Here is a 13,206-nt window from a genome sequence, read left to right as displayed (position 1 = left end):
AATCCTGATCGATATAACGAGCAGGATTTGTTTACTAGTATTTAAAGTAGAGTAATTGAATCTTTCTTTTCTACCTTTACTACATCTACATCCAATTCATCATCAAATTCTTTAAACTCTCTTGCATCTATGTCAGTAATATAAGTCTTCATTACTTTTTCCATATGTACGGAATATGTCATGTGTACATTCTTTTTCGAAAGCATACTAGAATTACAGCACATGTAATGTATCATTTTAGCGATATAATCCCTTTCTACAGGTTTTACACCCAATGGTAAAATTTCAAGTATATATCGCTGAAAAATCCCACTACAATTAAGTGAATATTCACCAGTGCTATAATATATCCCTTTTTGATCTGCATATAAGCCAATGCTATCTAGAGCATCATCAGATTCTATTACACCGTAACTCGGTACATCAAAACCTGTATTTATTCTAATAATATTTAAATTTGGAACCTTTAACACCTCTGGAACAATATCAGGTAAAATATCTATATTAATTTCTTTATTTTGTAACTCTTTTATCCAACATTTTCTCAAATTTGCATCTACAATGAAGTAAACTTGTTCATTTTGTTCTTTTTGTTCTTTTGCATATTGTACAATTTCCATTAATGTTTCGAAAACATATTGTTTAAAAAGAGCCCCCATATCATTTCTCTTTGATGGTTGTGGTAAAAATGCATTATGTTTATTTATATTTAATAATACGTAATCAATCGTTTGCCACTCTGTACTCCCATATAATTTATATAAAATTTCTTTTCCTTTTATTTTTGAAAAAATAGGTAAGAAATCGAATTTCGATATTCGTTCAATTGATAAACTAACATATGTACAAGGTAAATTTATCTTATTCCAACTACGCCTCAAAAATCCTTTTTGTTCTAATAGACTAAAAACACTATTTACAATTGTTTTACGAGATACATTTTGTCCTATAAATAAATTAATAAATGTTGAAATACGGTTTGTTCGTGCAAATCCCTCTCTAATGATTTGTTTTGGATCAATTTTTTCGCGTCCATCACAATTTTTCATTGCGATTAATGCTAATGTCGCATCACTGCGCTTACCCGCGGTAGCATAGACAGCTTTCTTAACATCATCTACAAGATTTGTTTTATATTTTTGGCAATATTGCATTTTATATGGATTTTGTAACACCTTTTCAATATTGTATCTCACAATCTTTAATAACACTGGAAAATCTGTATTTAATACATACGAATTTTCACCAACTTTAGTCAAAACAATTTCGCTATCAAGTAATGCTTGTTCTATTTCCAGCGCTATATTTTCAGACCAAACTTCTAATGTTAATGTCTCTAATCCTTTTGGTGCAAATAAAGGAAATAATTCATTTTTGTTATTTGTTGCTACCTTTTTACATTCTGGAAGTATTGTGAAATAAGAGAATTTACGCTGAAATTCTTTAAATAAATACTCTCTTTCCTTTACTGTTATACCCGGTTCTATTTTAGTACCTTGAACTTTATAAATTCTCTCATTGTATGGAAATAACACCCTTTTATTTTCTCCTACAATATAATCTTTCGGATATTGGAGAATATGGTCTAAATCCACCTCTCCCCCTATTTGAAAATCATCTTTTAAATTTCTAAATATCTTAATCCATTTCATGCCGGTTGTAGCTTGTTGTATTTTTAGTTTTACAAACCGTATTTTTTTATTATTTGACGCAAACTCTGAGGTAGAAATCAATATCATGCCTCGTTTTCGTCTTAAAAGTAAAGGAATATCTGGATGATTATATTCTTGATATTAAGAATGGTTTTATGAGCGTTTCGTAATAGTATGTTCTAGTTGATTATGGCTATTATTGAGGCAGACATATCAGCGATAATTTATGTCTATTTTGTATAGGTGTTAGCAAGTTCGTTTGCAAACTTGTTAGCACTTTTTTGTTCAGATAATACACATACTCCTTCGTATATACTGTATGTTTAATGTTAAATTTGTCTAATTATATAACATGGAAATTCTACATAATTTTATTAAAAAGTAAAATACTAATACTTGTTTTAATACTTTACTTCAAAGCATTAAAACAAATTTACTAACTACGGAACAAGGAGGCATCACTGTGGACATTCGTGAAGGATTAATTCCAACAGCTCTAGGTACAGCAGTGACAGCAGCAGGTTATGCTCTTAAACAAACTCGTGGAACTAATAAAATGATTGCAAATACAGTATTTGGTTTTGGTTTAGCTCACGTCGTTTTAGGTGTAATCGACCTTGTTGAACATCGTCGTTAGAACGAAAGGCAAGCATTGGTATATGCTTGCCTTTTTGGTAGTGCATTTATTATTCATTTTTCAAAGTATGTTTGTATGACATAATCATTATCAATGAAATTAAATAGATACTTCTGAAAGAAATCAATTATATCGTAGCAGGAGTTATATTTACAGCTGTAATTTTACAAGTTGAAATAGCAAACCTAACGGTTGTAGTTGGATTTATAGGTAATGTACCTAGCACTATACCAAGTCCTGTTTGTTCCACGTTAAAATCTGCTGCAATAGAACCATTACTTGCTAAAAGACTTACTGTAGATCCAATAAACACATCCAATAATTGTCTAATTGGTCGTTCACGACATTCACACTCACATCCTACATCGACAGGTGGAAGTAATGTGATAGGTGGTCCTGGTGGTAAAAAACCTACCCCTGTTACATCAGAAATATTAACCACGAAGGTTGTGGTGCCATCTGTAACTGTAACTAAAAAATCATTTACGGAAGTGATAGTAAATAGAAAGAAAAGTGGGGGCGTGTTTGGTGTGTCTGCAATAGTGCCGAGAATCACAGTTTCTCCAATAAGTTGTTGTAAGACGCTTTGCATAGGTAAAACACAGCAATCACACAGACAACCTTCAGTCCCTCCCGTTGGACCTGTTATCCCTGTCGGACCCGTTACTCCTGTTGGACCTGTTATCCCTGTTGGACCCGTTATTCCTGTTGGACCTGTTATCCCTGTTGGACCCGTTACTCCTGTTGGACCCGTTATCCCTGTTGGACCCGTTACTCCCGTTGGACCTGTTATCCCTGTTGGACCCGTTACCCCTGTTGGACCCGTTACTCCTGTTGGACCCGTTATTCCCGTTGGGCCTGTCCCTCCTGTTGGACCCGTGGGGCCGGTTGGTAAAGTAAATGGTGGGATTGGCGGGAGTGTGGGGCCAATTAAATTTGGGGTTAATGCATTAGTTTGAAATATCCCATTTGTTTTTTGTATTTCATTTTTATCAAACACTTAACTACCTCCTATGAGTGTACTATACTGTGGACAGTTATCTTACATATACATAAACTTCATTTATCGTAATATAATATGTTTTCCCTATACTATTGTGCACCTTAAATTGTAGTGAACCGTTCACATTTAACTTCCCATCAATTGTAAATCCCTCACCTGCATCTACGAAACCAGCAACATCTCTGTCCTGCCAAGATGGAGCGTCATAGAAACGTAGATTGTTAACTTTTGAAATAACGCGCTTTCCAACAATAGAAGAATCTACTGTACTTTTCTTATTAAACTTCACATAAGATGGATCGTTCTTAATCCACTGATCTCCACCAAGATTTAACCACCCTTCTTTTTCAGCCCACACAATATAAGATTCTGGTTTGTTCAACTGACGAATCATAGAATAGCTTGTACCTGGTCCTTTACGTAAGTTAACGTTGTAACCTTCAATAAAGGCGATACCGTCTGTTACTGCTGTTGGTACTTCCGCTGGTTTAGATGGCTTCTCAGTAACAGAAACATCCACACTAGAATTATTGTATGCTCGTTGTACATCTGCTCTAAATTGAGCTTCTGAAACCCCATGAGACTTTAAGTAATCAATTGGGTCTTCATGATCCGTACCGCCAAGGTAATGAGTTACATCGCTATGTGTCCACAATCCTTTTTCTACAGATAACCCACGATCACGTAAGATTTTAGCTAGTAACTTAACGTATTTGTCATAGCTGCGTTTGAATTTTGTATAGTTCGCTGTTTCGCATAACTCTACATGTACAAAGCGCTTATTCGCAGCAGGACCGCCGCCATAAGCAATGTATTTTGTATCAGCAATTTGGATTGTTTCGTCCCAATCGACTGCATAGTGAACAAATGCATTTCTCCATGTACGAGACTCATATTTTTGAATGTTAATAGCTGGAGCTTCTGGAGTTGCTGTAGAATGCGCTACAACGCCCTCATAAGCACCTACACCATAACGGTAAGGTTGTTTCGGTAAATCAGGAATAATAAGCGTTCTATCAGCAAAAGCACTTGTAGCAAAAGAAACAGCAAGTACTAGAATCATAAGGAACGAGGTAATATGTTTCATTGTCTTTTTCATTTAGCATCAACATCCTTTTTTATAATTTTTGTGTGGTCAAATAATCCACTTGCTGACAGTCCAATGATGATTCCTTGAAATACATTTGTTTTGATATCTCCGCCCAAAAATAAAACGCCTAGCACAATGCCAAACGTTAAATTCAATAACGGAACATATTTTGTTTGTAATCCAATTGTTTTTACGATCTGCGAAAGGCCAACTACAATTCCAATCATTACAGTAATTTCAAACATTACATACCACCTCCTTTCATTAAGAAAGTGAGAATGCCACCAACAATTCCGCCAACTATAAGTCGCAAAATCCAGGTAGTATTGGCGCTGATTTTATCTAGCTGTTTGTTGATATTGATAATGTCTTTCTCGTTACCTGTTGTCCGCATTTCTAAACTTTTAATCTCTAAGCGAATGTCCTTAATATCTTGCTTTATTTCTTGAACATCACTTCGTACATCTTGTAATCCTTCCACTTTGACCACCCCTTTTAGGCAATAAAAAAAGACCAGCTTATAGCTGCTCTGGTTTCTCACTAATTAATTTTTGAACTAAATCTGTTAATGTGGACACATCGCTTGCTAGGGTCGTAACCTGCTCTTTTAGTTGTTTATTCTCACTTTTAACAGTAGTTAACTCTTCGTTAAATTGATGATACTGCTGTTGGAAAGCTACAATAAAGATTGAAACAGTATTATATAAATTTATAGCCCGTTTCTCTTTATCTGTAAATATAGCGTCCGTATCGTCTGCAATCATACCGAAATACGTTTCAATTTCTTTTGTTGTATATGGTTCTGTTTGTTCTTCTGGTTTGTTCACACGCATTTGATACAAATCATACATGTCGTCTCTGAAATTGTACTGTTTTATAGCCAAACTCATGATTTTATCAAGAGCTGAGAAAGGAATATCTTTTATATTCTCTTTCATATTTCTAGCTGACGTAGGATTAAATGCTTTCGCCCACATTTGACCATTAGCATTTATATTTTCTTGCGCTCGTAGTGTTCTTAATTCTATATCTTTCCATCCTTGACCCATCATATCTTTAATCTGTAATCCGTTGTTATAACCTTGTACAAAACTTGATCTTATCATTGCATTACCCATGATTAAATCATGATCGGTGGCGCCGTTTATGAAATGTATTTTATAGTCACTGCCTTTTCTTTTGAAAGTAAACTGTCCCTTGTTATTGTTAAAAATATGCGGTTCAGTTGTAGTTACAGAGAAGTAACCATATCCTGGAGCCCATCCTTCAGATTCAAAAATAATATCATTCAAGTTTTGAAAACGAAATTGTCCATCTGAATATACGCTCAGATGTCCACCGTCATTCTGCATTTGAATATAATTTGACCAAATATTAGTTCCTTCTGCATTTTCTCCTTTAGAAACCCCAAATTTTGCATACGCTTTAGAAGGTTGATCGACTCCATTAATTCGCGGCATGACTTGATAAATATAAAATGATCCTGTACCAGCGTATTTTCTATTATCAGAACCAAGGACTAATGAAGGTTGAATACTTCCATCATTTGTCTCCATAAATCCTATATAACCACGTGGCTTATCTAAATCGAAAATCTTCATGTCTTGTTTATTTATTTCAACAAATCTGTTTCCACTCGTTTTAAGTGTTACTCCCTCTAAAACTTGCCCTTTGATATGATCCGCTGTAATAAAACCTCTTAAGTTAATCCTATTCGCATTCAAAGTAATGTTTTCTTTACTCATATTGAATGCTGCGATTACATCATTTTCTTTTACAGATATACTAACACCCTTTTCAGTTAACTGAAGACGGGTTTCCATATCTCTTATATAAGATGATGTGGCAAATTGCCCATTTGCTTGCTCTTTTGTATATACCTCTGTCTTTTTGGCTGAAGCATTAATCCCCTGTTCATTGATAATAAAGCGGTTATCAATCAAAGTCATTTTTTGATTAAATTGCTCAGTTGCAAGTTTGTTAGCTAATTCGCCCAACAAATCTTGTTTATTTTTATCGACTGTTTGCTTCAACTCAGGTATCTTAAATCCAGCAACATAATTTTCTACTTGTTTAAGCTCAACTTTTGCACCAATTGCTGTTGCATGTTGTTCGAGTTTTGTATTTGCATCAGTAAGCTTTTTCCCTTGATCTGATACAACATTGTTTAAATCGTTCACTGTGGAAGATAATCCAGTTGCTGTTTGTTCTACTGTAGTTATGCGCTTTTCGAATCCATCTTGACTATTCTTCACCTTAGATACAGTATTTGTTACACCATCCACATTTTTTTCAATCTCGGTTGTTTTTTTAGTGAATTCATCATTCGTTACTTGATTTTCTGGAGCTGGTGTCCAATCCTGTGGCTTATTACCTTTATATAAAGCGACCCATTCTACAGTGGCTTTTGTAGTGTTACTCGGAAAGTTATATAGGCTCAACTTTCTTTCATTTCCACTCGTTACTGCTACAGCTTTAAAAGTTACATAGGTAATTCCATTCGCATAAACACTTGTTGCATATCCAACATTACTAGACCCACCATTCATCCAAATACCAAACTTTTGACCTGCAGGTACACTCCCTTTAATTACAAAAGTATATTCTTCACCTGCAACAAAATTTTCAGTTAGCGAAAATACATTGATTAAATAATCCGTTTTTTCGTATTTAGCATTTGAATCTAATAACAGATTACGTCCACCGGCTTTATCGCTATTAACCTTTGTTTCTACAGTTGTTAACTTTTCACTAATCTTTCCTGCTTGTTCTTTAACTTCAGTTGTGGTCTTCTTTAGATCATTAGTTGTTTGTTGCACATCAGAAATAGCCCTTTTTGTACCTTCCGCATTTGATTCGACAGTATTTAATTTATTACTAATTTCAGTATCTTTTTTCGTTAATGATTCAATAGAAGTTTTAAATCCATTAGAATCCTGTTCAAACTTAGTTACTTTCTTATCAATTTCACCTTGTTTATTTTCAATATTAGAAATTGTACGGTTGACACCTTGTAAACTGTCCTTTACTTCGTTGAATTGTCCCGTCACCTGATTTTGTGTCTCTTGAACCTTTTGATTTAATTCTGTTTTTGTTGATTCAATATCTTTATTAACCTGATCAAGTGTTTCTTTCTTAACGGATTCAACATCTGGTACAACCGATTCCCAAGCTGCGCCTGTCCATATTTTCAAAATACCAGGCTTCCCATTACTAATATCACGCCAAAGTGTTTTATAAGGTTGCATCCCCGTTGTCGGTGGATTCTTAGCTTCAATGATTTCTACCGTGTTATTTTTAAGATTCTCTTGAACCTTTTCAGCCAGTGTTTTCGCTGCTTCGGATTCTTTCTTAGCATTACTAGCTGTTTCATTTGCATCTTTCACTAATTTATCTAACTGATCTATCAGCTCTTGTTTATTGCCTAATGACCCTAAGATTCGATTATAAATTTTTCGTAGTTCTTCGTTTGGATCAGTAATTTCGCGATAATCACCAAACACATATTTATCTTGTGTAAGGTCCGTAAAAGATTCATCACCAGCAATTACACGTGCTTCAAGGTATAACTTAGGTGTGAATCCTGTATCTTTGATTCGGATCGTATCTCCCTCATTAATTAGTTCATGTGCTAGTCCGAAAATACGTCCAATCGATTGTGCTTCTACTTCATAAGAAACTGAAGAATTGACACGTTTTTTTAATTCTATTTCCATTAAAGTCATTAAACGTTTTGGAGTCATGTCTAATTCTTCAGTTTCTGGTGTATAAAAACCAAATTTATGTTTACCACGTTCATTCCATCGTTGAAATGCATCATTATCAACAATATAGGGAAGTCCCCTATTGATACTTTCAATAGTAATTACATTATCGCCTTCACCTTTCACAAAGCCAACTAGTGCTGTACAAATATCCCTTGAATGTTCAATACGTGTAACACCTATTAAATCTTTCCCCAGTTCTATTTCTTTCCCCGTGTCTCGACCACGCCTTTGAATCATATCAACATACCATCCAATGATTTGTGAACCTTGAATCTCAACTCGGTACTGGATTTCTAATTTAAATAAAGAAGCTATTTTCTTTAAAAATGTTAACGGATCAATAAATTCATCAATAGTCATCGTGTGGAATCCTACATAATCTGTTTTTCCACGTTTCCATTTCATTCCTACTAGGGCCATATCAATGAATTCGTTTACTGTTTTACCTTCTATTCGTTGTGGTTTTATAATGCCTGACTTAGCGATTTGAACCCAAGCTCCTGAAGCATATGTGGTAATGGATCGTTTATCCGAATTCTTCTCAGCTTCTGTAATAACATATGGTACAATTCTTCCGTCTCGTACTTCTTTTAAAACAAGGTTTTGTTGTTGTAACGTAGCCGAATGAGTTGTGCCATCAAAAACTGTAAAATCCAACATATCAACATTGTTTTTGATTTCCCAATGCCTTTTATCATCCCAATAGTCCTGCGGCTGAATAGCTGCAACGATTTGATTTGTTTTAAAATCCACAATATGCAAAATGCCGCTTGGTGTTCTCATCTATATCTCTCCCTATAACTAACAGTCGCTTTAACATCTGCTGGCATTATATTGATACGATTCTCACCACGTATTACAGTTGGAAAATTACTAAAAATGTCTTTTAAATTAATTGCATTCTTACCGTTAATTGTTACAAGACTTTTTTCTGTATCAATAATAATTTTGTCCCGTGTGTCAAAAATGTAAGGCGGATCGTTTTTTGTATTTAAATTCACTTTCCAAAATTTCAAATCACTAACTGACATCGCTTCTACTGGTGGAACTTCTTGCCATTGCATAATACTAATCTGAAGTTGTGCGGCTTTTTCCATATGGTAGTTATTTTCATCTGTCCACCGTGCAAAACGTTCTGAATCATCTTTCTCTGTCCCTGGCAAGAATTTTGAAATATATGCTTCCCATACATTTCCGGTTCTAGCTATCCACAATCGTCCGAAATACTGATTCCAGGTATTCGGATAATCACCACTCTCATAAATCAATCCTGTTTTCCCTGGCTTGTTATCATATCCAATAACCATCGTTCCAAAATTTTGCTCAGCTTGCCAAAAGAGATCGTTCATAGCAATTTTTGAAAGAACCTTGCTATTTTCATCGAGTATCGCTATCTCAACTCGGCCCATTTCATTAATCTTTTTACTCTTACATGTAACATAGGCTTGCATAATAAAATCTTGTACTGGACCCCCAGGTATGTTCTTTTTAACAGCTGCACCATGCCATCCTTTGCCTGTACTGGTACCAAAATCAGAACAAAAGAATTGGTATTTATCTGACTTCATTTCACCAACTGGATTACCATCTTCCATTGAACTGACTTTACTCCATCCTACCGTGGTAGCCATTTCGTCCCATATAAGTCTTTGATTTCTTTCTACAGGTAATTGCTCTGTTTTCAAAGGATAACCAATTCTGAAGTAATCACGATTATATGGATGCTCACCAAACCACACATCTAAAAATGTACTTGGTTTCTGAGCTTCGACTTCAATAATTGGAGATGCTTCTATATTCCCTTGATTGGTAAAAGAAGTTGCAACTTCAGTAGAACCATTTTGAGAGAACGTATGGGTATTTTGTTTTCCTAATTTATATGGCATTGGACAAACAAAAGTAATAACCCCTTTACCTCTATTAACTATTTCATCCAAGTCTACAGAACCATCAATTAATGCTAGATAAGTCCTATCTAATTCATCATCAAAAATAAGTTCGGCTGGTTGCTCTGTATATAGCCAATCCGCTAAATCTTCTTTTACCTTTTGTAAATCAGCCATATCTTTTTTCGCTTTAATCACAAGAGGAACATCAATACGCCTTTCCTCTGTTTCTGTATTAAGAAAAAGAGCCCCTGCTCGATGAGGGACTCTTACTAATTTTCTTTTAACTGGAGCCCAGGAAGGGCGTTTTCTTCCAACTAGCATTTGAATATAATCTTTTCTAATCTTATTAAAAGTAAAACTGAGTTTCTCCAACTTGCTCACCACCCTTAAAATTCCGCTCTTCTTTTTTGGTCACGATCTTGAAGCTTTGTAGTATATGCGTAACTTCCGTTTGCTAATTCTTTTCCATCTAAAACGTTTGTCATATTTACCGTTAAATTCAGTTCTTGTTCTCTACCTGATCTATCCGAGAACATAGTTTTTGCTGTAGGTGCGTTGTTATAAAGTGATTGTGGTTGCGTATACCCATTAAAATCACCCAGTGCATTATGCGGGATACTATAATGCGCAGTTTGGAATCCCAAATCAAAAACAGATGGCATATTACTCATTTGTTTTTTAACAGTTCCAACTACATTTTTTGCTGCATCCACAACAAAACGTTTCCCTTTATCCATACCAACCCCAACGCCTTCTGGTACTGCGCTACCGACTGGAATCATCACTTTAGATGGACTGTTAATTTCTAAAGCTCCAGAAATAGTCTTTTTAATGTCATTTGCAATTCCCGCTGCCTTACTGAACAGACCGCCTGAAGCATCATCTAATCCTTTACCAAGCCCTTCTATAATTGATTTACCGATGGAACGTAGATTTATAGTACTAAAGAATTTTTCGACTGTATTCCACTTATCCTCAATGTCATGTTTTATTTCTGACATTTTATCTTTAACAGCTTTTTTCTGTTCCTCAAATTTTCTTGAAACAGTATTTTTGATTTCTTCTACTTTATTACTGGCTGCATTTTTCATCTCGTCATATTTATTGGAAACATCCGAACCCATTTCTTTCATTTTTCGAACAACATCATCTTTCATAACTTCAAACTTAGATTTTACTTGTCCAGTTTCCCAATCTACTTGATTCGCATGTTCCCCAGCTTGGGATTTTGCTTCACTCACAATTTCCTTATGCTTATCTCTTGCCGTGGAAACTGTACTATCATACTGACGTTTTGCCTCAGCAATGATTGCATTCGCTTCATCAGCAGTAATTGTTTTATTTTCATCACGCTGACGAATTGCCTCTGCAATTTTTTCATCGCGCGTCTTTTTCGCATCTTCAATAACTTTATCTCTTGCTTTGGCACTATTCTCTACAACTTCCGCTGCCTGTCTAGCTGAAATCTCACTAGCCTGTACGCGCATATTTTCAAGAATAACTTTTTGTTCCATTTGATTTTTAGACATATGCTCTACAGCAACTCTGTCCATTTCATCTTGTAAAGCTTGCAAGGAGATGCGTTCTGATGTTGTTAACTCTCTGTTTTCTCTCGCTGCGGTTTGAAGAATTTCTTTGATTTTATTTTCTTTTTCTTGGGTCTTTAATTTTTCTTGTTCGTAATGCTGATTTAGTTGCTCGATACGCTTATTTTCTTCTTCTGCTGTTAAAACGTATGAATCAGCGAAAAACTTTTTAAGGCCTTCAATCTCTTTTTGTTGTCTTGCATTTGTTTTTTCTATAATTGTATTAGCTAACTTGTCATATTGTCCGATTAGCTTTTGTGATTGTTCTTCAGTTATCACTTCATGATTCAATCTAATTTCAGTTAACTTTTGTCTAATACCATCAGATAACTTAAAATACTCACCAAGAACTTTCTTTGTGGACGAGCTAACTTTACCTTCTGTATTCGTAGCAAAACGATCTACCGAAGCGATACTGTCCTCTGTTGCTTTTTGATATGCTTTATATGCGACAACACCAGTTCCAATGAGAGCGGCTGCAATTAAGCCAACTGGTCCAAATAATAAACCTATTGCACTTCCTAAGAATCCAACCGCAGCACTAGCAAGACCTGCAGCACCACCAACAATCCCTAATGATGTTGCCAATGCTCCAATCCCAGACATGATCATCCCAACTGCAGCAAGAACTACACCTATTGCCGTTGCTACCGCCGTTAGCGCAAGAACAATACCACCTGTAATTGCAATGGCCTTTTGTACTGGACCTGGTAATGAGTTAAATCCATCTACAAGTTTCTGCAATCCAGCAACAAAAGCACTAACCACAGGGGCAAGTGCGTCACCAATTGTCTTTTTCATTGTAGAAAATGCCGAGTCTAATAATGTAATTCGTCCTTGTAGAGTATCAATTTTAGTTGCTGCAACATCAGCTGCTGTAACCTTCGACATGGAATCCCACATCTCATTAACACCCTTTGCCCCTTCTTTAAAGAGAATAGTTGCACCACGTACAGCATCCGAACCGAATAATGTTTCTAAAGCCATACTTCGTTGTTGGTCTGTTAAATCTTTCATAGACTCATGAAGTGTTCCTGAAATATTTTCTAGACTTTGAATATGCCCTTGTTGATCATAAAATTTTGATGATAAGAAAGCCGAACTCGTGGCTAACTCACGGAATGCTGTATCACATTTATCGTTCCACTTTGTAACCCCTTCGGTTTTCATTACGTATTTTTCTAAAGCAACTTCTATATCTCCTACATTTCTTGAAGCTGGTTGAATACCGTTTTTAACTAAGAAATCAAAACCCGCTTGGGCGTTATATGTGATAAGACCTAAATCTTTCATTTTGTTATACGCTTCTTTAGTAGATGGGTTTAACCGCATAAGCATTGTTTTTAGTGAAGTACCTGCATCAGACCCTTTTACATTCGTTATATATGAGCTCTTTATCTCATATTCTCCAATTTTCACTGGAGTATCGGACTATATCATCATCCTCGCCTTACACGTTAGGATGGGACGCGCTCGTGGGGTTTTACTGTCCGTTCTGGACTCCATACCCTAGTCTCTGAACCCTTCATTTATTCCTAAATGACTCGGCTGCTGATTAGCATAGTTATATAACCTTAGATTC

8 protein-coding genes and 1 pseudogene are annotated in these 13,206 nt (G+C 35.5%); 1 reads left to right on the top strand and 8 read right to left on the bottom strand.

The genetic code is table 11. The features are described 5' to 3' along the window. Positions 1–41: 41 nt before the first annotated feature. Entirely contained in the window at positions 42–1,733 is a 1,692-nt protein-coding gene (locus ACW0JX_RS12780; RefSeq protein WP_459245755.1) for an RNaseH domain-containing protein, read from the bottom strand. 382 nt (positions 1,734–2,115) lie between these two features. Here ACW0JX_RS12780 and ACW0JX_RS12775 point away from each other — a divergent pair, with 382 nt between their 5' ends. Beyond that, positions 2,116–2,289, top strand: coding sequence for a hypothetical protein (locus ACW0JX_RS12775; protein WP_000354585.1), 174 nt, complete (start codon positions 2,116–2,118; stop codon positions 2,287–2,289). 127 nt (positions 2,290–2,416) lie between these two features. Here the strand turns inward: ACW0JX_RS12775 and ACW0JX_RS12770 are convergent, their stop codons facing one another. The 7 genes and pseudogenes from ACW0JX_RS12770 to ACW0JX_RS12740 all read right to left on the bottom strand — a co-directional run. Beyond that, complete coding sequence (locus tag ACW0JX_RS12770) at positions 2,417–3,289, bottom strand: exosporium leader peptide-containing protein (protein WP_459245754.1); 873 nt, start codon at positions 3,287–3,289, stop codon at positions 2,417–2,419. Between the two features lie 37 nt (positions 3,290–3,326). Continuing rightward, complete coding sequence (locus ACW0JX_RS12765; RefSeq protein ID WP_226605269.1) at positions 3,327–4,391, bottom strand: N-acetylmuramoyl-L-alanine amidase; 1,065 nt, start codon at positions 4,389–4,391, stop codon at positions 3,327–3,329. Further along, entirely contained in the window at positions 4,388–4,627 is a 240-nt protein-coding gene (locus ACW0JX_RS12760) for a hypothetical protein (RefSeq protein WP_016081456.1), read from the bottom strand. Before ACW0JX_RS12760 ends, ACW0JX_RS12765 begins: the two co-directional genes overlap by 4 nt. After that, positions 4,627–4,863, bottom strand: coding sequence for a hemolysin XhlA family protein (locus ACW0JX_RS12755; protein WP_016081457.1), 237 nt, complete (start codon positions 4,861–4,863; stop codon positions 4,627–4,629). The genes ACW0JX_RS12760 and ACW0JX_RS12755 overlap by 1 nt, the downstream gene beginning before the upstream one ends. Before the next feature lie 37 nt (positions 4,864–4,900). Next, complete coding sequence (locus ACW0JX_RS12750) at positions 4,901–8,932, bottom strand: phage tail spike protein (protein WP_459245753.1); 4,032 nt, start codon at positions 8,930–8,932, stop codon at positions 4,901–4,903. Continuing rightward, positions 8,929–10,410 carry a distal tail protein Dit gene (locus ACW0JX_RS12745; protein ID WP_226605277.1) on the bottom strand — a complete coding sequence of 494 codons (1,482 nt, stop codon included), beginning with the start codon at positions 10,408–10,410 and terminating at the stop codon, positions 8,929–8,931. The genes ACW0JX_RS12750 and ACW0JX_RS12745 overlap by 4 nt, the downstream gene beginning before the upstream one ends. Before the next feature lie 14 nt (positions 10,411–10,424). After that, a pseudogene (locus ACW0JX_RS12740) lies at positions 10,425–12,995 on the bottom strand (phage tail tape measure protein); the annotation flags it as partial. Positions 12,996–13,206: the final 211 nt, after the last annotated feature.

This window comes from Bacillus sp. C-3-6 (assembly GCF_054509685.1).
This window is presented reverse-complemented; position numbering and strand designations above follow the sequence as displayed.